This window comes from Mycolicibacterium parafortuitum (genome assembly GCF_002086815.1).
GTDB lineage: Bacteria > Actinomycetota > Actinomycetes > Mycobacteriales > Mycobacteriaceae > Mycobacterium > Mycobacterium parafortuitum.
The window spans coordinates 15,238-40,677 of the sequence record NZ_MVID01000017.1; the positions used below are offsets into that span (position 1 = coordinate 15,238).

At 68.8% G+C, this 25,440-nt stretch carries 28 protein-coding genes and 1 tRNA gene; 8 read left to right on the forward strand and 21 right to left on the reverse strand.

The window, feature by feature from the left end; all coding sequences use genetic code 11:
- Nucleotides 1-31: 31 nt before the first annotated feature.
- The 6 genes from BST38_RS17735 to BST38_RS17750 form a co-directional block, all read right to left on the reverse strand.
- A complete protein-coding gene (locus tag BST38_RS17735) occupies nucleotides 32-517 on the reverse strand; it encodes a DUF5994 family protein (RefSeq protein WP_083144711.1) in 486 nt (161 codons plus the stop codon).
- Complete coding sequence (locus tag BST38_RS29390) at nucleotides 514-654, reverse strand: hypothetical protein (RefSeq protein WP_165761607.1); 141 nt, start codon at nucleotides 652-654, stop codon at nucleotides 514-516. Before BST38_RS29390 ends, BST38_RS17735 begins: the two co-directional genes overlap by 4 nt.
- 148 nt (nucleotides 655-802) lie before the next feature.
- Nucleotides 803-3,211: a S15 peptidase family protein gene (locus BST38_RS17740; RefSeq protein ID WP_083144713.1), complete on the reverse strand. Its 2,409-nt coding sequence runs from the start codon at nucleotides 3,209-3,211 to the stop codon at nucleotides 803-805.
- A gap of 210 nt (nucleotides 3,212-3,421) precedes the next feature.
- Entirely contained in the window at nucleotides 3,422-3,625 is a 204-nt protein-coding gene (gene cspE / locus BST38_RS17745) for a transcription antiterminator/RNA stability regulator CspE (protein ID WP_083144715.1), read from the reverse strand.
- Nucleotides 3,626-3,798: 173 nt separating this feature from the next.
- Nucleotides 3,799-3,939, reverse strand: a complete 141-nt coding sequence (locus BST38_RS29395) for a hypothetical protein (RefSeq protein WP_165761608.1) — start codon at nucleotides 3,937-3,939, stop codon at nucleotides 3,799-3,801.
- A gap of 105 nt (nucleotides 3,940-4,044) precedes the next feature.
- Entirely contained in the window at nucleotides 4,045-5,400 is a 1,356-nt protein-coding gene (locus tag BST38_RS17750) for a cytochrome P450 (protein ID WP_083144717.1), read from the reverse strand.
- An 81-nt stretch (nucleotides 5,401-5,481) separates the two neighbouring features.
- Between BST38_RS17750 and BST38_RS17755 the strand changes: the two genes are divergently transcribed.
- On the forward strand, nucleotides 5,482-7,680 hold the full coding sequence (locus BST38_RS17755) for an MMPL family transporter (RefSeq protein WP_083144719.1): 2,199 nt from the start codon (nucleotides 5,482-5,484) through the stop codon (nucleotides 7,678-7,680).
- Nucleotides 7,681-7,798: 118 nt separating this feature from the next.
- Nucleotides 7,799-8,236: an ATP-binding protein gene (locus BST38_RS17760; protein ID WP_083144721.1), complete on the forward strand. Its 438-nt coding sequence runs from the start codon at nucleotides 7,799-7,801 to the stop codon at nucleotides 8,234-8,236.
- Here BST38_RS17760 and BST38_RS17765 read toward each other — a convergent pair.
- The 5 genes from BST38_RS17765 to BST38_RS17785 form a co-directional block, all read right to left on the reverse strand.
- On the reverse strand, nucleotides 8,229-8,468 hold the full coding sequence (locus tag BST38_RS17765; protein ID WP_083144723.1) for a DUF6480 family protein: 240 nt from the start codon (nucleotides 8,466-8,468) through the stop codon (nucleotides 8,229-8,231). The two genes, BST38_RS17760 and BST38_RS17765, sit on opposite strands and share 8 nt — an antisense overlap.
- Nucleotides 8,465-9,139 (reverse strand): IF2 family translation initiation factor, encoded by a 675-nt coding sequence (locus BST38_RS17770; protein ID WP_083144725.1) that lies wholly within the window; start codon nucleotides 9,137-9,139, stop codon nucleotides 8,465-8,467. The genes BST38_RS17765 and BST38_RS17770 overlap by 4 nt, the downstream gene beginning before the upstream one ends.
- Nucleotides 9,140-9,184: 45 nt before the next feature.
- Nucleotides 9,185-9,730, reverse strand: coding sequence for a CsbD family protein (locus tag BST38_RS17775; protein WP_083144727.1), 546 nt, complete (start codon nucleotides 9,728-9,730; stop codon nucleotides 9,185-9,187).
- A 106-nt stretch (nucleotides 9,731-9,836) separates the two neighbouring features.
- Nucleotides 9,837-11,594: a serine/threonine protein kinase StpK7 gene (stpK7, locus tag BST38_RS17780; protein ID WP_083144729.1), complete on the reverse strand. Its 1,758-nt coding sequence runs from the start codon at nucleotides 11,592-11,594 to the stop codon at nucleotides 9,837-9,839.
- A 299-nt stretch (nucleotides 11,595-11,893) separates the two neighbouring features.
- Nucleotides 11,894-12,091, reverse strand: coding sequence for a hypothetical protein (locus tag BST38_RS17785; RefSeq protein WP_083144731.1), 198 nt, complete (start codon nucleotides 12,089-12,091; stop codon nucleotides 11,894-11,896).
- A 96-nt stretch (nucleotides 12,092-12,187) separates the two neighbouring features.
- On the opposite strand from BST38_RS17785, the gene BST38_RS17790 reads away from it, so the two are divergent.
- Nucleotides 12,188-12,874, forward strand: a complete 687-nt coding sequence (locus tag BST38_RS17790) for an HxlR-like winged helix-turn-helix transcriptional regulator (RefSeq protein ID WP_083144733.1) — start codon at nucleotides 12,188-12,190, stop codon at nucleotides 12,872-12,874.
- 13 nt (nucleotides 12,875-12,887) lie between these two features.
- Nucleotides 12,888-13,364, forward strand: a complete 477-nt coding sequence (locus BST38_RS17795; protein ID WP_083144735.1) for a PNPOx family protein — start codon at nucleotides 12,888-12,890, stop codon at nucleotides 13,362-13,364.
- A gap of 70 nt (nucleotides 13,365-13,434) precedes the next feature.
- Here BST38_RS17795 and BST38_RS17800 read toward each other — a convergent pair whose 3' ends face one another.
- The 5 genes from BST38_RS17800 to BST38_RS17820 form a co-directional block, all read right to left on the reverse strand.
- Nucleotides 13,435-14,382: a 2-hydroxyacid dehydrogenase gene (locus BST38_RS17800; RefSeq protein ID WP_083144738.1), complete on the reverse strand. Its 948-nt coding sequence runs from the start codon at nucleotides 14,380-14,382 to the stop codon at nucleotides 13,435-13,437.
- Nucleotides 14,383-14,454: 72 nt separating this feature from the next.
- The gene (locus tag BST38_RS17805; RefSeq protein ID WP_083144739.1) at nucleotides 14,455-15,603 is read right to left on the reverse strand and encodes a DUF7159 family protein; all 1,149 of its coding nucleotides are present in this window, start codon (nucleotides 15,601-15,603) and stop codon (nucleotides 14,455-14,457) included.
- A 113-nt stretch (nucleotides 15,604-15,716) separates the two neighbouring features.
- Nucleotides 15,717-16,625 carry an AraC family transcriptional regulator gene (locus tag BST38_RS17810; protein ID WP_083144890.1) on the reverse strand — a complete coding sequence of 303 codons (909 nt, stop codon included), beginning with the start codon at nucleotides 16,623-16,625 and terminating at the stop codon, nucleotides 15,717-15,719.
- Nucleotides 16,626-16,688: 63 nt separating this feature from the next.
- Nucleotides 16,689-17,426 carry an SDR family NAD(P)-dependent oxidoreductase gene (locus BST38_RS17815; protein WP_083144741.1) on the reverse strand — a complete coding sequence of 246 codons (738 nt, stop codon included), beginning with the start codon at nucleotides 17,424-17,426 and terminating at the stop codon, nucleotides 16,689-16,691.
- Nucleotides 17,427-17,457: 31 nt separating this feature from the next.
- On the reverse strand, nucleotides 17,458-18,735 hold the full coding sequence (locus BST38_RS17820; RefSeq protein ID WP_083144743.1) for a PE-PPE domain-containing protein: 1,278 nt from the start codon (nucleotides 18,733-18,735) through the stop codon (nucleotides 17,458-17,460).
- Nucleotides 18,736-18,985: 250 nt separating this feature from the next.
- On the opposite strand from BST38_RS17820, the gene BST38_RS17825 reads away from it, so the two are divergent.
- Complete coding sequence (locus BST38_RS17825; protein WP_083144745.1) at nucleotides 18,986-20,788, forward strand: PQQ-dependent sugar dehydrogenase; 1,803 nt, start codon at nucleotides 18,986-18,988, stop codon at nucleotides 20,786-20,788.
- Between the two features lie 65 nt (nucleotides 20,789-20,853).
- Entirely contained in the window at nucleotides 20,854-20,988 is a 135-nt protein-coding gene (locus BST38_RS29255; RefSeq protein ID WP_133057246.1) for a DUF3349 domain-containing protein, read from the forward strand.
- A 13-nt stretch (nucleotides 20,989-21,001) separates the two neighbouring features.
- Here the strand turns inward: BST38_RS29255 and BST38_RS17830 are convergent, their stop codons facing one another.
- Both BST38_RS17830 and BST38_RS17835 read right to left on the reverse strand, forming a co-directional pair.
- Nucleotides 21,002-21,427, reverse strand: coding sequence for a nitroreductase family deazaflavin-dependent oxidoreductase (locus tag BST38_RS17830; RefSeq protein ID WP_083144746.1), 426 nt, complete (start codon nucleotides 21,425-21,427; stop codon nucleotides 21,002-21,004).
- A gap of 78 nt (nucleotides 21,428-21,505) precedes the next feature.
- Nucleotides 21,506-21,588, reverse strand: a tRNA-Tyr gene (locus BST38_RS17835).
- Nucleotides 21,589-21,734: 146 nt separating this feature from the next.
- On the opposite strand from BST38_RS17835, the gene BST38_RS17840 reads away from it, so the two are divergent.
- The gene (locus BST38_RS17840; protein WP_083144748.1) at nucleotides 21,735-22,226 is read left to right on the forward strand and encodes a YajQ family cyclic di-GMP-binding protein; all 492 of its coding nucleotides are present in this window, start codon (nucleotides 21,735-21,737) and stop codon (nucleotides 22,224-22,226) included.
- Nucleotides 22,227-22,343: 117 nt separating this feature from the next.
- Entirely contained in the window at nucleotides 22,344-23,369 is a 1,026-nt protein-coding gene (locus tag BST38_RS17845) for an NAD(P)H-dependent glycerol-3-phosphate dehydrogenase (protein WP_083144891.1), read from the forward strand.
- Between the two features lie 19 nt (nucleotides 23,370-23,388).
- On the opposite strand, the gene BST38_RS17850 is transcribed toward BST38_RS17845, so the two are convergent.
- From BST38_RS17850 to htpX, 3 genes are all read right to left on the reverse strand, one after another.
- The gene (locus BST38_RS17850) at nucleotides 23,389-23,916 is read right to left on the reverse strand and encodes a hypothetical protein (RefSeq protein ID WP_083144892.1); all 528 of its coding nucleotides are present in this window, start codon (nucleotides 23,914-23,916) and stop codon (nucleotides 23,389-23,391) included.
- A 36-nt stretch (nucleotides 23,917-23,952) separates the two neighbouring features.
- Nucleotides 23,953-24,411, reverse strand: a complete 459-nt coding sequence (locus BST38_RS17855; RefSeq protein WP_083144893.1) for a hypothetical protein — start codon at nucleotides 24,409-24,411, stop codon at nucleotides 23,953-23,955.
- Nucleotides 24,412-24,474: 63 nt separating this feature from the next.
- Entirely contained in the window at nucleotides 24,475-25,365 is an 891-nt protein-coding gene (htpX, locus tag BST38_RS17860) for a zinc metalloprotease HtpX (RefSeq protein ID WP_083144750.1), read from the reverse strand.
- Between the last annotated feature and the right edge of the window lie 75 nt (nucleotides 25,366-25,440).

Below are 25,440 nucleotides of genomic sequence, written 5' to 3' on the forward strand. Positions count from 1 at the left end.
GATGCGCGTGCACCGAATTATCAATTCGCCCTTAAGCTTTGACGGCTTCCAGCGGACACCATTGGGCGCTCTCCGCCCGCGCGACATCCATGACGACCCGCGCCGTCTCGAACAGCCGGTCGTCGCCCTGGCCGCTGAATGTCGGCAGTCCCGCCGCGGCTCGCACGACTATCGAGCCCAGCGCCTGTGATGTCAGGCTCGGGATCACCAGCAACCGCACGCACGCGTCGCGGCCCGCGATCACCATCAGCCGGGGACGTCGATGCGCCGCATCCGGAAGCTTCGAGCCGGTGGCGATCCACTGCAGATCGAAGTGACCGTCGGTCGCCGTCCAGTTCAGCCGGATGTCGACGATCTCGCCCAGCGGCTTGTGCAGCGCGCCGACCAGGTCGGGAAGCTCCGAGGCGATCGACCCCGAATGCGGCCACCACGCGCCATCGATGACACCGCCCAACGTCTCACACAGGGTGAGCCGGATCGGCCGACTGGCCCGGCGTGAACCCGCGACCCCGTTCACTGCGCCCCCGCACCCCGTGGCGCGGTCCGCTTCGGCGCATCGGAGAACACCGGCGCCTGCACCGGCTCATTCGAACGAGTATCGGTGTTCAGAACCTGCGGGATGGGCAGGTGGGAGAACAATTCAGAGGAGTCCATAAACAATCTTTTGGGTGGTACGGGTCACCCCGTACGACGGTCCGCGCGAAGTTCATCGCGTCGTGGGCTGAGAACATTCACGAAGGGAACCGGTAGAAAGGGCTGCGTACGTGAAACGGCCTGACCCCCACAGTACACGCACAGGGGCCTACGCGGCGACTATTCGCCCTTCGGAGGTGCCCTCACCTGCGGCGGCGCGGGTCGGGAGCTCGATCGTCAGCTCCTCGATCGTGATCGCGCCCCACGAGTAGTAGTTGATGAACTTCGCGGTCGAGGTGACGATCTGCACGGTCACCGACTGGCCGGGCCGCAACGTGTGCGCGATCGGCTCGAGCGAGAACGACGCGGTGCGGCTGGTGCCGTCCAGGGTCACCGGGATCGGGGTCGCGTGGTTGCCGAGCACCAATCCCGTTGTGTCGTCCACGATCTGGGCATAGACGTGCTTGGCGGTGCCGTCGCCGGTGTAGGTGATCGTGACCTCAGGCGCGCCGACGAGGTGGGTCAGTTCGGACGCCTCGGGGATCTGCAGGTTCACCGAGTTGTAGGCGGCGGCCGCCGACGGCAGGCCCAGCAGCGTGGCGATGAGGCCGCGCGTGATGATCAGCGGGTTCGGGCCGGAGCCGAACAGCGCCGGGATGATCGGCATCACCCGGCTGTCCTCCTCGCGGGTCACCACGATCGGCGCCGACGCGGCCGCCGGGTAGGTGTCGTCGCTGAACCAGTCGCCGTTTTGGTCGACCCATTCGAACTGCGGTCCGGTGTCGGTGTCCTCGTTGCCCTTGACGTAGCGGTCCAGCCAGTCGAGGGTGCGGGCGATGACGACCTCACCGTCGTTGAAGTCGCTCAGACACGCGCCGTGGCCGCCGCAGTACCAGATCACCTTCGTCGTGGTGCCGGCCTCGATCAGATCCAGCGCGTTGCGGTGCGCCTGGTCCAGGGTGAACAGGGTGTCCACCGTGCCCTGGATCAGCAGTGTCGGGGCGGTGATGTCCTTGATCTGGTCGCCGAAGCTCAGGCTGTTGACCAGCTCGATGTCGGCCGGATCGGCGATGCCGAACAGCACCCCCTGGATCGCGACCGGGAAGATCCTCGGATGCTCACGGGCGAACGTCAGCGCCAGCACGCCGGGCAGGATGGTGCCCCAGCTGCTGTTGACCGCACCGCGCGGGAACAGCACGTCGACCAGGTTGTTCCACGCGATCGTCGGGACGAGCGCGTCGACGCGGTGATCGATTGCCGCCGTGGCCAATTGGATCCCACCACCGTAGGAGGCACCGGTCATGCCGATCCGGGGGTCGTTTTCGGCGTCGAGTTGCACCTCGGGCAGGGTGGCCAGGAAGCTGATGATGTGCGACATGTCCCGGCCTTCCAGGTCGGGTGAGTTCAGGTGCATGACGCCCTCGGAGCGCCACTCCCCCCGCGGATCCCACGTGACGACGTTGTAGCCGTTCTGCCGCAGCGTGCCGATCCCGATCACGTCGGTGGGCAGGAAGCTGTCCTTGGGAAGTTCCAGCGCGGTCGATCCCGGTAGCCCCAGGCCGGGTCCGTTGAGGATGGTGGGCGCGGTCTCGCCGGCCTGTAATCCCTTGGCGGGCATGAAGTTCACGAAGATCCGGGTGCCGTCGAAGGACGTGACCCGGTAGTTGCGGGCCCGCGGTGCGCCCGGCGGCGCGAAGTGGTCGATCGGGAACCCGATCACCGGGTGCAGGATGTCCCCGACGAACGGGAGCACGTGGATGAACCCGACGATCGGGGTGATCACCAGCGGGCCGAGCACCGGGATGTTCTGCAGCCACTCCAGCGGCGGCGTCCACTCCTCGACCGTGACGCCGGTCGGGATCGGGTACGGCGCCGAGCCGGCCTCGGCCAGGCTGCTGGCCACCTGCGCGCCGACGGCGGTCGGGGATTCGTTGGTGCTCTCGCGGCCCGCGGCCAGCACCGAGGACACCAGGGTGGCCAGCGTCGGCAGGACCGGATCGCCCGAGTCGCCCGCGGGCTCCGGCGCTTTCGGATTGGCCAGCTCCGTGGTGACGGTCTGGGGGCCGGGTTCGGCGCCCGGCGCGTCGTCGGGGACCACCGCGGGCTTCTGCGGGACGGAGGGCGGGGCTTCGGCGACGACGTCCGTGTCGTCGGCGGGTGCTTCGGCCGGCGTCTCGTCGACGGGTTCGTCGGTGGGCGCGTCCTCGACCGACTCGTCCTCGGACAGGTCATCCGCGGATTCCTCGACCGCCGGCGTATCGCCGGCCGTGCCTGAACCCTTGCCTGACCTCTTGGACGCGTCCTCGCCGCCGGTTTTGTCGTCGGTGTCAGTTCGGCTGGGGGCTGCCGCATCGGCTCCGCTGCTGCCGCTGTCGGCGCCTCGCGCCGCCCTGGGCTTCGCCGGCGTACGGGGCTCGGTCGACGATTCCGACGAACGTGACGTGGTGACCGAGTCCTTGGACCCCGACCCGGTGCTGTCGTCGGCAGCTGCGGCACCCGCTCCCGCGAGCAGTGCCACGCCGATTCCCAACGCGGCCGCCAACCCGCCGACCCGCCCCACGTATGTCCCCGCACTCATGGACTCAATGTCTACCCTGCGTAAACCGCGTGGCGGAAGACTTGGATGGAATTTCTTACCGATGAGTCAGTTAGATGCGGTAACACCTACTGATTCCATCTCCGAATGCGGAGACCGCAACCGATTCCGTGGCCCCGGGCCCGGAAATGAGGCTCAAACAAAACGTGGGCCGGTAGGAGTTCTCCTACCGGCCCACGCTGTTAAGTCTTGTCAGATTGCGCTGACCCGAACGGCCTGCGGCCCCTTGTTGCCCTGCTCGACCTCGAACTCGACCCGCTGGTTTTCTTCCAGCGAGCGGTATCCGGATCCACTGATCTCCGAGTAATGGACGAAGACATCCTTCGAGCCGTCATCGGGGGCGATGAAGCCGAAGCCCTTTTCGCCGTTGAACCACTTCACAGTTCCCTGCGTCATACTTTTTTCTTCTCTCACTTTTGATCTGGATGTTCGGACACATCCGCAGGTCAGGCTAACACGCATATCCCCGAAGAACAGCCCGAACTTTTCCGAATCGCAACACAAGGGATCGAATCGGTTCGAATTCAAGAATGTCGACGGCGGCGGGAACCAAGATCAGCGGAATGCGTTCACTGCGTAGGCGAATCGCCCGGATGCCCCTTCTGGGGCAGGTCAGAGAAGACCGGCATGGCCACCGCCTCGTGCGAGGTGTCGCCGGGTGAACTGGGCTGGGCGGCCTGAGGGTGGGAGAACAGCTCAGACGAATCCATGAGTACGTCCTTGAGGTTGCGGGGGTTTTCTGCCCCGTTGCTGGGAGCGAAAACGCGGAAGATCGCGTGTGGACACCGATCTGCCCCCGACATTACACACGCCCCCTAGGCATGCTTGTCGGCCGGACACGTCGCCGCGCGTCCCTCGGTGCATGGCGGCATCGCGTGCTTGGCGGTGACGCGGATCCGCGCACCGCGGCGGGGTTCGAAGATCACGGCTTTGAGCCTGCGTCGCTCGTCGGGCTCGGTCGTCGTGTCGAGGTCGACTCGGCGCAGGACTTCCCTTAGTACGACCCGGAATTCGGTCATCGCGAACGTCGCGCCGAGGCAGCGGCGGTTGCCGCCGCCGAACGGTAGATACGACGACGGGCTCGGCGCCGCGCCGAGCATGCGGTCCGGGTCGAACCTGTCGGCGTGCGGATAGATCCGGTCGTCACCGTGCACCACCACCATGCCCGGCACCAGCATCACGCCCGCGGGTAACGAGTAGCCGGCCAACTCGACCGGTTCGGTGATCACGCGGCCGACGTCGAACACCACCGATCGGTTGCGCAGTGTCTCCTTGGCGACGGCGTCGAGATACTCGTCGTCCCCGGTGCGCGCCGCGCGCACCGCCCTGGCCAGCACGTCCGGGTGGCGGATCAGTCGTTCCAGCGCCCACGACAGCCCGGTCGCGGTCGTGTCGTGCCCCGCGACCAACAGGGTGATGAGTTGGTCGCGGAGCTCTCTGTCGGTCATGCCGCCGGCGCGCACCAGCATCGACAGCGCATCGGTGCGCCGGGCCAGATCGGGGTCGGCGCGGCGGTCCGCGATCTCGGCGTACATCAGCTCGTCGGCCCTGGTCAGAGCGCTCCGCAGCGACCGCCACGGACCACGGCGCATGCTCTCCTGACTGGTCAGCGCCGAAGACTCCCAGGCGCCGACCCGCAGGACGCGCGGGATCACGGTGCGCAGCGCGCTCAGCCGCGCCGGATCGCTGGTGCCGATCACGGTGCGCAGGATGATCTCCAGCGTGATCTCGGCCATTTTCGGCGCGGCCGGAAACGGCGTGCCGACCGGCCATCCGGCGATGTTGTCCGCAGCGATCTGGGCCATCACCGCGGCCTGGCCCGCCACCGCGTCGCGGGTGAACGGCGCCAACATCAGGCGGCGCCGGTCGCGGTGCACATCACCGTCGACCACCAGCACCGACGAGTCGCCGAGCAGACCCTTGAGCATCGAATTCGCTTCGCCCGCATGGAAGATTTCGGGGTCGCCGGCGAACACGGCCTTGATGTCGTTCGGATCGGTGAGATAGACGAGCGTGCCCATCCCGGCCACCCGCAGCGTGAACGTCGATCCGTAGCGCCGCCGGCATCGTGCGAGATAACGCGGACCGCATTTCAGCATCAGCACCGCCTGCGCCAGCTTCGGGAGCCGCGGGCCCGGGGGCAGTGACGTCGCCTTGGTAGAGCCCGTCATCGCCTCAGCCTACGAAGCCGTCGGCCAGATCACAGGGCTATCTGCGCGTAGAACGTCCCCCACCCGGGAAATGGAGTGCACATGTCGCGATTTCTGTTCAGTCTCGGGGCGGCCAGTTTCCGACGCCGCTGGCTGGTCCTGGGCACCTGGCTGGCCGTTCTGCTCGGTGTCGGGCTGGCGTTCGTCGGCTTCCGCGGGGAGCCCGGCGACAACTTCACCATCCCCGGCACCGAATCCCAGCGCGCCGTCGAGCAGCTGCAACAGAATCTGCCCGACTTCAGCGGGGCCCAAACCCAGTTGACGTTCGCCGCCCCAGAAGACCAGTCGATCACCGATCCGCGGTTCGCGGCGGCGATCGACGAAGCCGTCGCCACGCTCAACACGCTGCCCGACGTCGCCGTGGCCGCCGGGCCGAATCAGACCCGCCAGATCTCCCCGGACGGCCGGGTCGCGCTCGGCACGGTGCAGTGGACGGCGCCGATCGGCGAGGTCAGCGACGCCGCGCTGGCCGAGTTGGAGAACGCGATGGCGCCGGTCGCCGACGCCGGAGTGCAGGTGGAGTACGCCGGCGCGGTGTTCCCCGGCTACAAGGTCGCCGTCCCGCACCTGCCCGAGATCATCGGCATCGGCGTGGCGTTCCTGATCCTGCTGATCACGTTCGGCGCGGTCGTCGCCGCCGGTCTGCCGATCCTGACCGCCGCCATCGGCGTCGGGATCGGCGCGCTGGGCATCTTCGTCGTCGCCGCGTTCGTCGAGATGCCGACGGCGTCGCTGTCTTTGGCGCTGATGCTCGGGTTGTCCTGCGGCATCGACTACGCCCTGTTCATCCTCAACCGCTACCGCAACAACCTGCTGCTGTTGATGCCGCGCCAGGAGGCGGCCGGGCTGGCTGTCGGGACCGCCGGTGGCGCGGTCGTTTTCGCGGCGCTGACGGTGATCATCGCGCTGTGCGGGCTGGCCGTCGTCGGTATCCCGTTCCTGACCTACATGGGCCTGGCCGCCGCCGCCTCGGTGTTCATCGCGATGCTGATCGCGCTGACCCTGCTGCCCGCGCTGTTCGCCTTCGCCGGCGGCAAGGTCGCGAAGTTCATCGAACCCCCGCTGCAGCCGCACCGGCCCAAGGAGGTCGCGCAGGTCTCGGCCTATACCCCGCAGCGCACACTCGGCGCGGCGTGGGCACGATTCGTGGTCAGGTTCCGCACGCCGTTGCTCGTCGGCGGGTCCGCGGCGCTGATCGTGATCGGATTGCCGGCGCTCGGCATGCAACTCGGGCTGCCCAGCGGCTCGTCGCAGCCGGAGACGAATACCTCCCGGCAGGCCTACGACCTGACCGCCGAGCACCTCGGTCCCGGCTTCAACGGACCGCTGCTCGTCGTCGCGGATCTGACCCGCGCGACGGACCCGAACGCCGCCCAGGTCATCGCGTCGAACATCGCCCGCGAGGACGGCGTGGTCGCCGCGGCCCCGGCGGGCGGTGACCAGCGCACCGCGGTCATCCAGGTGATCCCGGAGACCGGTCCGAACGACACCGCCACCGCCGATCTGGTGCAGCGAATCCGCGCCGACCGCGACGCGATCCAGGCCGGGACCGGGGCGACGTTCCTGGTCGGCGGCAACACCGCGTCCAACATCGACACCTCCGACAAGCTGGCCACCGCGCTGCCGATCTTCCTGGTGGTGGTCGTCGGGTTGGCCTTCATCCTGTTGGCCGTCGCGTTCCGGGCGGCGCTGGTGCCGATCACGTCGATCGCCGGCTTCCTGCTGTCGGTGTTCGCCGCCATGGGCGTACAGGTCGCGATCTTCCAATGGGGCTGGGGGGCAGACCTTCTCGGCGTCACCCCGGGTGAGACCATCAGCTTCCTGCCGATCATCGCGCTGGCCATCATCTTCGGATTGTCCAGCGACTACGAGGTGTTCGTGGTCTCGCGCGTCAAAGAGGAGCTCAGCAAGGACGGCACCGATGCGCTGACCGCGGTACGCAACGGCGTCGGCCTGTCGGCGCGGGTGGTGACGGCCGCCGCGCTGATCATGTTCGGGGTGTTCGTCGCGTTCCTGGCCGCCGGGGATCCGATCATCAAATCGGTCGGCCTGACGCTGGCGGTCGGCGTGTTCCTCGACGCGTTCGTGGTCCGGCTGACGCTGATCCCGGCGATCATGGCGATGCTGGGCGACAAGATGTGGGCGCGGTCGAAGTGGTTCGACCGGTACGTGCCCGATCTTGACATCGAAGGCACCGCACTGGAAGTCGAGCATCGCAGCCCGGTTTCGGCGGCTTCGTGATGCGCGTGCGTGGAGCGGTTGCTCAGCACATCAGGACGCCGCGGCGCGGTGACCGTTCTGTGACAAGATCGAAAAGTCCAGGGGTATAAAGCCGCTGACGGCTGGGTAGCCCAAACGCATGAGCCTTTCAGCGGTGGAGTCGCCCACCTCAGAGCAGTTGACGGTGAGGGGGATGGCGACCGCCGCGAGCGCTGCTCAGCTTCGCGACGAGTTCGGCGCCTGGCTTCGCGCACGCGGAGTCTCCGCACCGCAGACCAATGAGATCCTGTTGGCGGTCAACGAGGCGCTCGCCAACTGTGTCGACCACGCCTACTCGGGCCATTCCGCGGTCGGCACGATGGCGGTGCGCGCCGACTACGAGCCCGCCGCCGGGTGCCTGAGCATCTGCGTCACCGACCACGGCACGTGGCGCCAGCCCGGACACCAGTCCGCCGAGGACCGCCGGCGTGGCCGCGGTGTGGCGTTGATGCACGCGATGGCCGACCACTGCACGATCAACGGCCGCCACGACGGGACGACCGTGTGCCTGGATTACCGCTGCCGCGGCATCAGGTGAGGATCGTCACCAACAAGTAGATCCCCGTCGCGATGAACAGCGCGACGAACAACAGCACCACCACGAAAGTCACCACCGCGCGCGGCGTGAGGTTGCGGCCGGCGGCCGGATCCCGATTCGAGGTCGCGCTCGTCTGCGCGGAATCCGGCGGGGTGTCACCGGGGGCGACATCCCCGGCGCTGTTCACGCCGGGAACGTCGCGCGGATCCGGATCCGGAGGTAGCGCGGTCACAGGTCGCCCTTGGCAGCTTGGCGCTTGACCTTCTCCGTCTCACTGAAATTCTCCAGCTTGTCGGCGTGCGCCCGCGCACCCGCTGCCGCACTGCGCTTGTCGGAAGCGTCCTCGAGCTGCGCCTCGGCGACCTTGACCTCGGCCTTCTCGGCGGCGCGGCTGCGGTTCACCGCGCTCTGTTTGGACTTCTCCACCGACTGCGCCTTCTGATCGGCGGCCTCGTCGATGCGCTCCTTGGCCTGCGACGTGCGCTTCGCCGCGTTCTCGGCGGCGGCCCGCTTCTTCTGCTCGGCCTGCGCGCGGGCCTGCTTCTCGCGTTCCTCGGCCTCCTTGCGGGCCTGCTGCGGGGCCGCGGTCGCCTTGTCGCGCTTCTGCCGCAGCTCATCGGCGGCCGCGCGGCGCTTCTGCTCGGCCTCCTCGTCGAGGCGCGACGCCTCGGCCAGTTCGACGGCCCGCTCGATGCGGGCCACACCGGTCTGCTCCAGATCGGCATCGTGCAGCAGGCTGCCGACGGTCGCGTCCAGCGAGCCGAAGGCCCGCTCGAACAGCAGCCGGCGCGGTGCCTCGGTGTCCATCCGGGAGATGACGCCGCTCTCGAACAGTTGCAGCGGTGTGCGGGCGATGCGGTATTGGATTCGCAACAGGGCGAACGGAAGGTCGGTGACAGCCATCGTGACTCCTTGAGGTGGGGGTTGCGGTACGGGTCGGGACCGGCCTCAGGCCGGGTCGGTGTCCTCGGCGCGCCGGCGCAGGCGGTCGGCGCGGGCCTCGGCCTCGGCGGCCTCGCGGTTGGCCTCGGTGAACTCGGCGGCGGCCTCGTGGTACTCACCGGCCGCCTCGACGACCTGCTCGCGCTGTTCGGCGCGGGCCCGGACCGTCTCCTGGGCCACCTGCGCCTCGGCCTGCACCTGGCCGCGCGCGGCGTCGCGACGGCCCGCCTCCTCGGCGGCTTCGCGCTGGGCCGCCTGATCAGCGCGCACCTGGGTCTCGGCACTCGCGGCGCGCACCTCGGCGGCCGCGCGTTCCTGCGCGCCTTCGAGCTGCGCTTCATTGGCCTGCGCCTGGGTCTGCGCGGCTTCGGCGTCGGCCTCGGCTTCCATGCGGCTGGCTTCGCGGCGCTCCTTGGCTTCGGCCTGCTCGAGCTGGCCCTCCGCCGTCAACGAGTCATTGCCGGTGACGGCGCCCGCCAACTCCTTGGCTTTGCCCTTCACCGACTCCGCAATACTCTTGCGGGTCTGGGCGGCCTTGTCGTCCTGGGACATCTCGCTCCTTCTGGGATCGGCATGAACTGCCTGCATACCCAGCCGAAGACGAGCTACACGGCAGCGACGTACGTCACACCGCAGCCGCGGCGCGGCGGTCGGTGCGTCAGCGGGTCGCGCCGTTGATCGCCGGTGCGTCGATCATGCCGCGCTCGACGCCCCACATCGTCGCGATGGCGCGGTACTCGCCGGTCTCCATCAGGTGTTCCAGCGCCCGCTGCAGCGGCTCGGCCATCCCGGAGTCCTTCGCGACCGGCCAGCCGTACGGGGCGGTGTCGAACACGTCACCGGCGGGCACCAGGTCGCCCCGGCTGAGCTTGATCGCGAAACCGGTGACCGGCGAGTCGGCCGACATCGCGTCCACCTCGCCTCTGATCAGCGCCGCGGTGACCTCGTCCTGACTCTTGTGGACGACCATCTCGATCGCGGGCATCCCCGCGGCCGTGCACTGGTCGCTCTTGGCGGGCAACTCCTCGGTGGCCTGCAAAGTCCCTTCCGCCACACCCACTCTCAAACCGCACGCGGCGTTGGGCCCCAGCGCGGTACCGGGGCGGCGGGCCCACTGGGTGCCGGCTTCGAGATAGGTGACGAAGTCGACGAGCTCCTCGCGTTCCCTGGTGTCGGTGACCGAGGACATCCCGAGGTCGTAGGTGCCGTCGACGACGGCGGGCAGGATCGTCTCGAACGGGGTGTCCCGGTAATCCGGGACCAGGCCCAGAACCCGCGAGATCGCGTTCATCAGCTCGACGTCGAACCCGACGAGCTGACCGTCGGCGTTCTTGAACTCCATCGGCGCGTACGGGACGTTCACCCCGATGACGAGGCGCCCGGTGTCGCGGACCTCGGCCGGCACCGTCGCGGCGACCTCGGGGACCGCACCGGCGGGCAACGCGGAATCGGCGTCGCCGTTCCAGGGTGCCCACTGCCACACGCCGATTCCGGCCGCGGCGAGGACGACCGCGGCGACGGCCGCGGCGATCAGCGGCTTACCCGGGCGCTTGCGTTCCGAGCGGACCGCCGCATGCCGGGATCCGCTGCCGCGTCGGGCCGGCGCGTTCAGCGCGCGCTTGGCGGCTTCGGCGAGTTCCCCGGCCGTCTGGTACCGCTGGGCCGGCTTCTTGGCCATGCCCTTGGCGATGACCTCGTCGAACGCCGCGAGCCGGGAATCCACCTCCGACGGCTGCGGGATCGGTGAGACCATGTGCCCGGCGATCTGCTGTTCGAGGCTCTCGGCCGGATAAGGCCTTGCGCCGGTGAGACATTCGTAGAGGACACAGGTCAGCGCGTAGATGTCGGAACGCGCGTCGACCTCGCCGCCTTCGAACCGCTCCGGGGCCATGTACGCGAGCGTGCCGAGCGTGCTGCCCGCCGTCGTCAGCCCCTTCTCCCCCGCGGTGCGGGCCAGGCCGAAGTCGATCAGGTACACGAAGTCGCGGTCGGTGATCAGGATGTTGGACGGCTTGATATCCCGGTGGATCAGCCCGAGCCGGTGTGCCGCATCGAGTCCGTTGGCGACCTGCTCGACGATCATCACGGCGAACGGGGCGCCGAGCGGCTTGTCCGTCTCCTGCAGCATGGTGCCCAGGTTGCGGCCTTCGATCAGCCGCATGTCCAGGTAGAGGCGGCCGTCGATCTCGCCGTAGCCGTGGATCGGGACGATGTGCGGGTCGTTGAGTCCGGCGGCGGCCTGGGACTCGCGGCGGAACCGGGCCTTGAACGTCTCGTCCTGGGCCATGTGGTGCGGCAACACCTTCAGCGCGACCACGCGGTCGGTTTTGGTGTCGTAGGCCTGGTAGACCTCGCCCATCCCGCCCTGGCCGATCAGCTTCTGGAGTCGATAGTGCCCGAAGGGTGTCGCATTCACCGGTGCTCTCCTCGGCTGCGGCCTATCGGACTCTCGACGGAAGCTCGTTCACATTTGCCGGGGCTGCCCGGACGCATGTCACTCGCCTCATCGCCGGTTGCCCGAATCGGACGTGCCGGTGCAGGACGACGCCACCGCGTGCTGTAAGGGTGCAGCATTCTTACCACGCGTGGGCGTCTGAAGAGCGGTGTCGACCCACGCCGACGACGTCGATGTGCGGCCCGGCTACGCGATACTGCGCTGCGGCACGCGGCCCCAGACGCTCTACCAGGCCTTTTAGCGCCGTCGGCGGGCGGCGGTCAGAGCCGGTGCATCTCCCGGCGCATCGCCGAGTTCTCCAGAAATGCGTCGCGAGCTGGGGCGTAACTCCGGCGTTCGCGCCGGTCGGCACCTGGTGTGCTCTCGTCGACCGCGAGCGACACCGCGGTCGACGTGCGTCTGAACAGTCCGGTCAGGGTCCATCGCGCCCAGGGTCGGAATCCGGCGATCGAGGCCATATGCGTCACCTTCCTTGCACTTTCCTTTTCGGAACGTAACATAAGATTTTGAAGTGCCCAACAGATTTCTCAGCACAGGTAGGGAACGGGAGTGCGATGAGTAGGCTTGCCGACGTGTCGCGACGCACCTATGGCCAGTTCTGCGGGCTCGCCCACGCACTCGACGTGGTCGGCGAGCGATGGACGCTGCTGATCGTGCGGGAGCTCGCGTCGGGGCCGAAGCGCTACACCGAGCTCGCCGACGCGCTCGCCGGCATCGGGACCTCGCTGCTGGCGACCCGTATGCGGCAGCTGGAGTCCGACGGCGTCGTCCAGCGGCGCCTCGCGCTCGACCAACCCGGATCCACCGTCGTCTACGAACTCTCCAGTGCGGGAAGGGAACTCGCATCGGCGATCGTCCCGCTGGCGGTATGGGGCGCGCGCCACCAGATGTCGGACGCCGACGCCTGCGAGGAGACGTTCCGCGCCGAGTGGCTGCTGAGCTATCTGGCCGCCGACATCCGCCGCGACGGTCCACACGACCTCGACGCGGTCTACGAATTCCACATCGACGACAGCGTGGCGCACCTGCGGCTGCACGACGGCGCCGTGACGGTGATCCCCGGCCCGCCCCCGACACCCGGCGACGTGACCGTGCGGGCGTCGGCGCCGACGGTGGCCGCCATCGTCGGCCGCAACATCGCCCTGAGCGACGCGGTCGCCGACGGCCGCCTCGAGACCTCCGGGGACCCCACTGCGATCGCGGCGCTGGTCACGGTGATCGAACGGCATCTCGCCCGATGAATCAGGAGGCTCCATGACAGATCAGCCCATCGACGCCGCGCATCCGCCCGACGCGATGCTCGCGGTGGTCAACCCCACGCTGCGATTTCTGCTCAAGACCCCGCTCGGCGGGCTCATCGGTGACTTCATGCTCGTCAGCTTCACCGGCCGCAAATCCGGGAAGCGCTACTCCACCCCGGTCAGCGCGCACCACCTCGACGGGAACCTGTACGTGGTGCTGGAGGCGCAGTGGAAGTACAACTTCCGCGACGGCGCCGACGCCGAGGTGTCCTACCGGGGCAAGACGCGCACGATGCGCGGCGAGCTGATCACCGACCGGTCGGCGGTCGCCGCGATCTGCGAGCGGATCGCGACGTCATACGGCCCCAAGAAGGCGCAACGCCAGATGGGTATGACGTTCCGCGACGACCGGCTGCCGACGACCCCTGAGTGGGAGGACGCCGTGGACCGGATGAAGATCGCCGCGATCAAGCTGACCCCGAAAGGCTGACTTCCGCCGAAATGGCATTCCGGCAGACCTCTACTCGCAAAACGTCTGCTGGAACGCCATTTCGGCGCGATCAGACCGGGGTGACCAGCTGTCCTGTCCGCAGGAAGCTGTCCAGGTTGCGCACCGTCAGGTCCTCCATCGCGGCCCGGGTCTCCACGGTGGCACTGCCGACGTGCGGCAGCAGCACGACGTTGTCGAGTCCGAACAGTTCCTCCGGGACGTGGGGTTCCTCGGCGAAGACGTCCAATCCCGCTCCGGCAAGCCGTCCTTCGGTCAGCGCGGTCACCAGCGCGTCCTGGTCGACGACGCTGCCGCGGGCGATGTTGATCAGATAACCCTGCGGACCGAGCGCGTCGAGCACCTCGGCGCTGACCAGTCCGCGGCTGGCGTCCCCGCCGGCCGCGGCGATCACCAGCACGTCCACCGCGGCCGCGAGCTCCGCCGCCGACGGGAAGTACGGGTACGGCGAATCCGGTACCCGGTGCCGATTGTGGTAGCTGATGGTGCAGCCGAAAGCTTTGAGCCGCAACGCGATCGCGGTACCGATGCGACCGAGTCCGACGATGCCCACCGCGGAACCGCTGACGTCGCGGGTCAGCGGGTACATCCCGTCGACCGGCCAACGGCCTGCCCGCACATAGCGATCCGCCGCCGAGAACCGCCGCAACGTGTCGATCAACAAGCCGACCGCGGTGTCGGCCACACAGTCCGTGAGGACGTCGGGGGTGTTGCTGACCCCGATCCCGCGGGCGTGCGCGGCCTCGACGTCGGTGGTGTCGTAGCCGACGCCGAAGTTCACGATGGCGCCCAGATTCGGCAGCGCCTGCATCAGGCCGGCGTCGACGCCCACGCCCCCCGAGGTCACCGCCGCGGTGAACTCGGCGCCGTGCTCGGCGAGGAACCCCGCGCGGTCGTCGGGGTCGGCGGGCAGCTGCCTGGCCGCGTAGTCGTCGGCGAGCCGCCGGGTCAGCGACGGCATCAAGGGCCCGACCTGCAGGACGTGGTGCGCGGTGCTCATGCGGCCCACGCTAGGGCGAGCCAGGCGGATGGTCCATTGCCGCCAGCACCCAAAGCGCGCTACCGATTCCCGCTACCAGGGCTTCGGCTCGTGGAACCGATTGATGATCGGGATGCGCTCGATGATCCGGTCGCGCAGCCGCGGCTGCTGCACCGGCTGCTGCGGGATCACCGGGACCTGCGCGGGCGGCACGTAGGCCGGCGCCACCGGGGCGGGCGGCACGTAAGCCGGCGCCGGCGGCACGTACTCGGGTGCGGGCGGAATCACCGGTGCGGGGGCCAGCGGCTCCTCGTACACCGGGGCCGGGGCTTGCGGGACGACCGGTGCGGGTGCCAGCGGCATCTCGACGGCGACCGGCTCGGCGACCGGCGGCGGCGGTGCGGGGACGGCCTCGGGTTCGCGCGGGGCGGCCTTGGCCGGCTTCGGCGTGCTGGTACTCGGAGCGGGTTCGGCGGCCGGTTCGCTGACCGCACGCGCCATCTGCGGCGCGGGCCGCTCGGGGGTCAGCGTCATGCCGATGGCCACCGACAGCGACACCACGAACGTCACCACCGCCGCAGCCAGCACCGAGGCCAGCGTCGCGGTCGGGGTCAGCCGGCGAGCCGCCGGGGTGTCCTGCGCGTCCAGGATCGACACCGCCGACGCCGACGCGAGCGCCGCACCGCGCGCCAGCGCCAGGTGGGCTTCGTCGGCCGAGTGGACCGGCGCCTCGATCTCCTGCTCCAGTGCCGCCATCACACCGCTGACGTCACCGGATCCGAGGACGAACACCACGTCGGGCGCCAGAGCGCCGAGGTCGGTGAGTGCGGCGGAGTCGACGTGGTCGGCGGTCACACCGTCCGGGGTCACGGTGGCCAGCAGCGACGAGCCGGGCTCGGCCACGCACACCACGAGCCGCTCGCAGCCGGCGATGTCGGCGATGCCGCGGGCCAGCGCCTCGGCGGCTTCGACGTCGGAGACCGCGATGACGTTCTCGACGCCGCGGTCGGTGAAGGCCTGCCACACCGCGCTGACGGTGTCTTCGGCAGCGATGTCCCAGGTCAGGCCCACCGCGTGTACCGAGCGCTCGAGCAGTCGATCGACCAGGGCGGCCGCGTCGAACTGGTCGTCCACGGTCGTCGCGCCGCGCTCGACGATGAGGCTTTCCCCGGTCGTCGCGCCGTCGACAAGAACCCAGCGCACCGATGACGACGCCATCGACAGCCCGAGTACGAGGTCCATGAATTGCTACCTATCTATAACGACTAGGCCACGACATTACCTCTAGGACTCGACACGGCACAGCCGGTCGTCTATGGGCCCGGCCCATCAGTCGCGGCTTCCACCAGCTTCGATCAGTCGGGTTCGACGCGAAGTGCCCGGGAGAACTCGGTCGGCGTGCATCCGGCGACCCGGGTGAACGCCGTCGTGAACGCGGTCGGCGACTGGTAGCCCACCCGCTGGGCCAGTTGCGCGATCGACAACCTCTCCGCGCGCAGCAGGCCTTTCGCCACCGCGACGCGCCACTCCAGCAGGTACTGCATCGGCGGCATCCCCATCGTGCGGGTGAACCGTTGGGCGAAGACGGCGCGGGACACCGCCGCGGCGCGGGCCAGGCTCTGCACCGTCCAGCCGTGCGCGATGTCGGCGTGCAACGCACGCAGCGCCGGGGCGAGCACCGGATCGGCCAGGCCGGTGAGCAGCCCCCGGTGCCTGCCCGCCGGCTCCGGTGCGGCCGCCACCCGGGCCGCCTCGATGAGCAGGACCTCGACGAGTCGCTGCAGGATGATGTCGCGGCACGGGCCGTCGTCGTCGGCTTCGCCGGTGATCAGCTCGACGAGCCGGCTCAGCCGCGTCGCACCCGGCTGGTCGGCGCGCACGTGGATCACCGGCGGAAGCAGCGCGACCAGCAGCCCGGCGTTGGCGGGGTCGAACCGGAAGTAGCCACCGAGCATGCGCATCTCGACCGGACCGTCGGCGTCGCCGTGGCGGGTGTGCCGCGAGTGGTCCAGCGGGCTGACCGCCGGCACCACCCCGCCGGCGGCACTGAGCGTGAACTCCGGGGTCTCGGGCAGCAACAGGAAGTCGCCGCGGGTCAGCTCGACGGCGCCGAGTCCGTCGGCCTCCAGCACGCACGACCCCTGCAGCATCAGGCAGAACGCGGGGTCGCCGTAGCGGGGTTTGCGCACTCCCCACTGTCCGCCGCCGGTGATGACCTTCGACAGCACGGCTTCGGGGCGCAGCAGCGACATCAACACTTCCATCGGGTCGGTGTCGCGCACACCGCAGACGCTAGCGCCGCGGTGGGCCTGTCCGCACCCGTCAGGTCATCCGGCCAGCGCGACGGCGTCGGCGCCGGCGGCGTAGCGCAGCCGGTCCGAAGGGTCGGTGGCCGCCCGGTACACCACGTCGGCGACGTCGTCGGTGGTGGTGTGCGGCCCCGGGGTCTGGAAGCCGTCGAACACCGGCGCTGCGAAGGGCTGGTACTCCTCGGGGATTAGCCCGGCCATCCGCTGCACGCCGTTGCTGGTGAACTGGGTGCCGGGGCCGTAGCCCGGTTCGACGAGTTTGGCTCGCACGCCGAAGAATCCGAGCTCCAGCGCGAGCGATCCGGTGAAACCCTCGATCGCCGCCTTGCTCGCGGTGTACGCGGCGGCCAGCGGCATCGCGGCCAGCGTCACGCTGGACGTCACGTTGACGACGACCCCGCTGCGGCGTTGCCGCATCTGCGGAATCATCGCCTGCGTCATCGCCATCACGCCGAAGGTGTTGGTCTCGAACAGTTCTCGCACCGTCGCCATCGGGGTGGCCTCGAACGCGCCGACCGCCCCGATCCCCGCGTTGTTGACCAGGACGTCGATCGGGCCCGCCGCCGCGACCGCGTCCGCGACGCTGTCGGGATCGGTCACATCGAGTGCGAGCATCCGAAGATTGTCGGAGGCGGGAAGAATGCCGGGCCGCGGAGTCCGCATGGTGGCCACGACATTCCATCCCTCGCCGAGGAAGCGCTGTGCCGTCGCGAGACCGTAGCCGGACGAACACCCTGTGATGAGAACGGTTGTCATGCGGCAAAGCTATGGCCGCCCGGCGGCCGGTTCAACGCCGCGGCGTCCGGGATTCCTTCGCGATCGTCTTGGATTCGGCGCCTGTCTCGCTGTCGGTGTCGGTGTCGGCGGTCTTGTCGGTCTCGTCGGTATCGTCCCCGCGCTGGTTGTCGTCGGCCGCGTCGACGTCCTCGTGCGTGGCCTCTTCCTCGGCGGCCTCGGCGTCGCGTTCGGCACGGTCGCGGTGGCGGGGCTTGCGCGCATCGACCTCGATGTCGGATTCCGCCGGCTCGGACTCGGCGATGTCGGCGGCCGCGGCTTGCGGCACAGCCGTGGTGGTTTCCTCAGCACGGACGGGTTTGAACAGGCCGGCCCGCGCCGGCTGACTGTAATCGGTTCTGTCATAGGCCGATTCGATGAACTTGCGCAGTGGCGCATCGAGTGCGGCCATCGCCGAGTCCGATAGGAACGGGTCCAGCGGCATCAGCAGCGGGATCGGATAGGTCTTGATCACGTAGTAGTGCGTGTTGGACCCGGCGTCGTACTGGTAGTAGGCCGGGTCTCCGGATTCGCGCGCGGCGGCCAGGTCGGCGGCGGTCAGCTCGGTCTGAGTGGGACTGTGCACCAGGATCGTTCCCATGATCGCGTTCAGCACGGCGACCGGGTTCCACACGTAGCGGGGGAAGTCGGACCAACCGTCGTACTGGCGGGTCACGTCGATGGTGAGGTCGCCGTTGTTCGGGGTCGCGCCGTCGAAGGTGACGTCGAGCAGCGGGATCTTCGCGCCCTCGAACCGTTGCATCACACCGCCGTTCGGGCGCCCCGGGTTGCTGACCAACACGTACACGTTGCCGGTGTGCGTCTGCTTGTACACCGAGGCGGCCACCGCACCCTGCGAGTAACCGAACACCACGTCGCCGGCGGAGAGCTGTTGCCCCTCAAGCAGTTCGACGCCCTGGGTCACCGAGTCGTCATAGGTCAGGTCCCCGAACCCACCGTGCGAGAACGGCCGGAACGTGGCGCTGTAGGGCACCTGCCGGTAAGCCGAATCCGGCGGTTTCACACCGGAACCGTCGACGACGGCGGCGATGAAGTCCTCGAACTGCTGCTCGGTCGGGACACCGCCGATGTTCGTGCCGCGCAGATAGTGCAGCGACGCCATCAGTTGCGGTCCGGCCGAGATCGTCGGCGCGGCGCCGATCACCGCGGCACCGGCGACGGCCATCGCGATCACGGCCATCGCACCCCCGCCTCGAGTGCGTTCGCCGTCCGTGCACCGCGAACCGCGCGACCTGTGCGCGACACCCCTGGCGGTCCGCTCCTTCGCCATCCGGCTCTCCTTCCCCACCCGGGCTCGCACCCCGCGAACCGACGAGCGAGCGTGAGCATACGCGGAGATGTTTGCTCACCAACCAAGAACGAGTGACCCGAGTCGATATCCAATGCTGATCTTGATGCAGGACAGGATGCGATTTGTGACCATCGAGCGGAAACTCTGGCCGTCGCCGGATGCGGGAAATACAGTTTGCTTGACACCGGACCGTCCCGAGGCTGCGGTCCCGCGTACAGGAGGAGGAAACATGGGGGTTACTCCTGAGGGCTCAGGCAACGGGCGGCCGCCGAGCGGCTACGCACGTCATGTCGGCCGGGTCGGTGGATTGGCGTTTGCTCTCGGTGTCGGGGCGGCGCTGCTGACCGGGACGGCGGTGGCCTCGGCGGAGACGTCGGAGTCGAGTTCGGCCTCGGCCAGTGCGTCGGCGGCGGGCAACCCGGCGTCGGACAGTTCAACGCAGCGGCAGTCCGCGAAGCCGCGGCTCGGATCACGGACCACCGCCGAACGCCCGGACCGGTCCGACTCCGAGGACGCGGATTCCCGGGACTCCGATGCCGATGCCGGAGAAGCCGATGATGGCACCTCGACCCGAAACAGTAAGCAGGACAGCGACACCGAACCGCAGACCGCGGTACCGGACGACGAGGCGGACGACACCGTCGTCGACGCCAGAGTCGACACAGAAGCCGTCCAGGAAGCCGCAGCCGACGAGCCGTCGTTCTTCGAGCGGCTCTTCGACAACAAGACCCCGACCATCACCCACGACGCGGCGGAGGACACCGTCATCGAGGGCACGGTCGTCGGCAACCTGAACCCGCAGGACCCCGACTCCACCCGCCTGACCTACACGGCCACCCGCCCGTCCCACGGCACGGTCAGCCTCGCCGACGACGGCACGTTCGTCTACACCCCCGGCACGACCTACACCGGCCAGGACAGCTTCCAGGTGACCGTCAGCGACGCCCGCGACGGATTCCACATCCACGGCGCGGCCGGTCTGCTCAACCTGTTCACGTTCGGCCTGCTCGGCAGCAGCGGCCACCGCTCCACGCAGAGCGTGTTCATCGGCTCAGAGCGTGCCACGGTGGTGTCCGGGCTGAATTCGCCGGTGGACTTCCGGTTTCTGCCCGACGGCCGCATCCTCGTCGCCGAGAAGAACGGGGCGATCCGCGTCGTCGAGAACGGCACGCTGCGCACCGACCCGCTGATCACGCTCGCGGTGCGCACGGAGACCGAACGCGGCATCGGCGGGCTGGCCGTCGACCCGGACTTCACCACCAACGGCCGCCTCTACGTCGCGTACGTCGCCGCCGACACCACCCGGAACACGTTGTCGCGCCTGGTCGTCGACGGCAACACCGCGACGCTGGACCAGATCCTCGTGCAGTCCACCCTGAGCGCGGCGCCCAACCACCACGGCGGCGCGCTCGGGTTCGGCCCCGACGGCGCGCTGTACTGGGGCGTCGGTGACAACGCGACCGGGTCGAACGCGCAGAACCTCGACAACATCCACGGCAAGATCCTGCGGCTGAACACCGACGGCAGCGTGCCCGACGACAACCCGGTCATCGGCGGCGAGCGCACCCTGATCTACGCCTACGGTCTGCGCAACCCGTTCCGGCTGACGTTCACCCCGACCGGCGAACTGCTGGTGGCCGATGTCGGCAACGCGGCGTTCGAAGAGGTCAACAAGGTCACCGCCGGCGGCAACTACGGCTGGCCCGGCGCGGAGGGGCTGTGCACCACCAACTGCGCGGACAAGATCGATCCGATCTACACCTACCCCCGCGAGGGCGGCGCGGCGATCACGTCGGTGGCCGTGCACCGCGACAAGGTGTTCATCGCCGACACGGTCAAGGGCTGGATCAGGACGCTGACCTGCACCCCGGGCTACACGTCGTGCGGTGACGTGACCACGTTCGACCCGAATGCGGGGGCGACCGTCGTGCTGGCCGAAGGTCCCGACGGAACGCTGTACCAGCTGGTGTATCAGCCGGGGCGGCTGGTGCGGATCGACCTGGCCGACCCCAGCGATCGGACCCGGGTCTGAACCGGAGGTTTCAGATCGGCTCCCGGCGGGAAAGTCGCTGTCCTGCGAGTGGGAGGAGCGAGATGGTGCGTGGGAAACGCGTGCGGCCGAGGACTCTGAGCCGCCTGGTCGACTTCTGCCGGACCGGATACCCGCCCGAGGTGCCGTCCACCGGGTTCGTCCCGTTGCTCGCGTTGCTGCCGCCGCGTCAGAGCAGCTGACCCGGGCCTCGGGTCAGGCTGCGGCGCGCACCAACTCGACGACCGGGATGACGCGCGTCGTTTTGCGCTGGTAGTCACCGAACTGTGGTTCGAGCGCGACGTGCTTGGCGTAGATCTCGTCGCGCTCGGCGCCGTCGAGAAAGCGCGCGGTGGCCCGATAGGTCTCGGTGCCGAGCTCGACGGTGACGACCGGATTGGCGACCAGGTTGTGGTACCAGTCCGGGTGGGTGTCCGAGCCGCCCTTGCTGGCGAAGACGTAGACCCGGCCGTCGTCGAGCAGCGCGACCAGCGGGGCGATCCGCTCGGTGCCGGACTTGGCGCCGATGTGGTGCACGAGGACCAGCGGCTTGCCCTCGAAGATGCCGCCGGCCGTGCCGCCATTGCTGCGGAACTCGTCGATCACCTGGCGGTTCATCTCGTCGAATGCTTGTTTGTCCATGACGGGTATGGACCGTCTGCGGCGCCCCGGTATTCCCCAACGCAATCAGGCCCCCTCGAAAGGGGGCCTGACCAGGTGTGGCAGGTACAGGATTCGAACCTGTGTAGGCGTTAGCCGACGGATTTACAGTCCGCTCCCATTGGCCGCTCGGGCAACCTGCCGGGGTACTGCATGCGCTGTACAGCGCGCACAGCAGGATATAACGAACCCATACCCCCACAACAAATCGCCAGGGTGGTTTGGCTGTCGCCACGGCCTGCGACCAAGATGGTGGCAGGCATCAACACCGCGAGGGAGGGACGATCCAATGGCGGATTCATCGTTCGACGTCGTCAGCAAGGTCGACCGCCAGGAGGTCGACAACGCGCTCAACCAGGCCGCCAAGGAGCTGGCCACCCGGTTCGACTTCCGCGGCACCGACACCACCATCGAGTGGCAGGGCGAAGAGGGCATCATCCTGGTGTCGTCGACCGAGGAGCGCGTGAAGGCCGCCGTCGACGTCTTCAAAGAGAAGCTGATCCGCCGCGACATCTCGATGAAGGCGTTCGACGCCGGCGACCCGCAGCCGTCGGGCAAGACGTACAAGGTGATCGGCTCCATCAAGCAGGGCATCTCCGGCGAGGACGCCAAGAAGGTCACCAAGCTCATCCGCGACGAGGGGCCCAAGGGCGTCAAGGCGCAGATCCAGGGCGACGAGATCCGCGTCAGCTCGAAGAAGCGCGACGATCTGCAGGCCGTCCAAGCTCTCCTGCGCGGCGCCGACCTCGACTTCGCGGTGCAGTTCGTCAACTACCGGTAGCGACGTAACGCCACGGCGGTTTCGGCGCCCGATTTCCGCCCTGGCGTTACGCCACCGCGCGTCGCAGCAACGTCATTTCGGCCTCCGCGGCGGCTCCCCCACCCTAGGGTGATCGCCATGACACCTGCGCAACGCGAACCCAAGGTTGTTGTTCTCGGCGGTGGCTCGTGGGGCACCACCGTCGCGTCCATCTGCGCTCGGCGTGGCCCGACGCTGCAGTGGGTGCGCTCGCAGGAAACCGCCGACGACATCAACACCAACCACCGCAACAGCAAGTACCTCGGCGACGAGGTCGAACTGGCGCACTCGCTGAAGGCCACCACCGACTTCACCGAGGCCGCCGAATGCGCCGACGTGATCGTGATGGGGGTGCCGTCACACGGGTTCCGGGGCGTGCTCACCGAACTCGCAAACCACCTGCGGCCGTGGGTGCCGGTGGTGTCACTGGTCAAGGGCCTCGAGCAGGGCACCAACTACCGGATGAGCGAGATCGTCGACGAGGTGCTGCCGGGCCATCCGGCCGGAATCCTGGCCGGCCCCAACATCGCCCGCGAGGTCGCCGACGGCTACGCCGCCGCGGCGGTGCTCGCGATGCCCGATCAGCACCTCGCTGCCAACCTGGGGAACCTGTTCCGCACCAAACGGTTTCGCACCTACACCACCGACGACGTGACCGGCGTCGAGATCGCCGGCGCGCTGAAGAACGTGTACGCGATCGCCGTCGGCATGGGCTACTCGCTCGGCATCGGCGAGAACACCCGCGCGATGGTGATGGCGCGTGCGGTCAACGAGATGTCGAAGATGGGTGTCGCGATGGGCGGGCACCGCGACACGTTCGCCGGCCTGGCCGGGATGGGCGATCTGATCGTCACGTGCACCTCGCAGCGCAGCCGCAACCGGCACGTCGGCGAACAACTGGGCCAGGGCAAGACCGTCGACGAGATCATCGCCTCGATGAACCAGGTCGCCGAAGGCGTCAAGGCCGCCAGCGTGATCATGGAGTTCGCCGAGAAGTACGGCATCTCGATGCCGATCGCGCGCGAGGTGGACGCCGTCGTCAACCACGGCTCGACCGTCGAGCAGGCCTACCGCGGCCTGGTCGCCGAGAAGCCCGGCCACGAAGTGCACGGGTCGGGGTTCTAGCCCCTTCGGTCTCAGCCCGTCAGTTGAAGTACGGGTTGGTGCCCTCGGGCCGCGCGAGCAGCGGGTTGACCGCGTTGACCCACGTCGCCTCCGGCGTGACCACGAAGCCCGCCTGGTTGCCGCTGTCCAGGCACGCGGTCACCACGCCGTCGCCGCCGCAGCTGACCGTGCCGAAACTGATCCGGGTGTTCGGCGGCAACTCGTTGACCGGTTCGGCGACGATCGGCTGACCCGCCGACCCGAAGCCCGGCGGGACACCGGCGCGGCCACTGACCAGGTTCGCGCCGTTCGGTGCGCCCGGCAGCACGCCGCTGCACCCGTACGGGCCGGACCGCTGCACCATGCACGTCAGCCCGGCGGTGGTGAACGCATACGCCGCGCCCTGATGGACGACGAAGTTCTGCGGGTTCGCCGGGGCGTAGGCGTTGACGTTCGGGACCGGTGGAGGCGGCGGGGGCGCGGGCTGCGCCCCGGCCAGGCCGGGCGCGGAGAGGACGCCTGCCGCGGCGACGCACGCGGCGGCAACAACAGATCGGCTCAGCACCATCACAGCCTAAGTGTCGTCATCGGGGGCGGCAGTGTTTCAGAACGCGTACGACGTCGTCGGGCTGATGACGAACCCGGACTGGTTGTAGGTGTTGACGCACGACGTCGAGAAGCCGTCGTTACCGCAGCTTACGGTCTTGAAACTGAGCCGGGTGTTCGGCGGCAGGGCGGGGGCGTTCTCGACGATGCCGTACATCGGCCGCGCGGAGTTGGCGAAGCCAACACCGCCGGCGGCGTTGCCGGTGACCAGGTTGGCGCCGTTGGGCGCCCCCGGCAGCGGGCCGCTGCAGCCGTAACTGCCCGATCCGCGGTCCAGCACGCAGGTCACCCCGTCGAGCGCACTGAACACGTACCAGGCGCCGTCGTGGGCCGCGTAGTCCTGCGGGTTCGCCGGCGGCATCGCGTTGATGTTCGGCGGCTGCGCCGATGCGACCCCGGACATGCCGAGCACCGCCGCGGCGGCGCCGACCGAAACGATCATGATTCTGCTCAGCACGGACCACACCTTAAACGGGTGTCGGCGGGGGCGCAGGTCCCGACGGAAAGTCTGACGGGGGTGTCAGTAGTAGCCGGGGCCGTCCCGGTGCCCGGGGCCGGCCATCGCCTCCAGTCGCGCGATGCGGTCGGCGATCGGCGGGTGCGTGGCGAACAACTTGCCGATCTTCTCGCCGGACCGGAACGGGTTGGCGATCATCAGGTGGGCCTGGTCGGCCAGCTGCGGCTCGGGCGGCAGCGGGGCGCGCTCGACGCCGGCGCTGATCTTGCGCAGCGCGCTGGCCAGCGCCAGCGGGTCGCCCGTCAGCTCGGCGCCGGACTGGTCGGCCTGGTACTCGCGCGACCGCGACACCGCCAGCCGGATGACCGTCGCCGCGATCGGACCGAGCAGCGAAACCAGAAGGATGGCAAAGGGATTCGTGCCACCTTCCCGGTTCCCGCCGAACATGCTGGCGAAGAACGCGAGGTTGGCCAGCGCGGTGATCACCGACGCCATCGCACCCGCCACGCACGAGATCAGGATGTCGCGGTTGTACACGTGCGACAGCTCGTGGCCGAGCACGGCGCGCAGTTCCCGTTCGTTGAGGATCTGCAGGATCCCGGTCGTGCAGCACACCGCGGCGTTACGCGGGTTGCGGCCGGTGGCAAACGCGTTCGGGGCGGCGGTGTCGCTGATGTAGAGCCGCGGCATCGGCTGGCGCGCCGTGGTGGCGAGCTCGCGCACGATCTTGTACATCACCGGCGCCTGCATCTCGTTCACCGGCTGGGCGTGCATCGCGCGCAGCGCCAGCTTGTCGCTGTTGAAGTACACGTAGGCGTTCATGCCGACCGCGAACAGCACAGCCAGGAACATGATGTTGCGGCCGAACATGGCGCCGACGGCGACGATCAAACCGGAGAACACCGCCAGCAACAGGAACGTCTTCGCCCTGTTGGCGTGCGGGTGCCAAGTCATTGTGGGTTCCTCCTCAGAAACCTGTTTACGTCATCGCAGATATCAACGACCGATCGCCCCGTCCGGGTTCCGGCC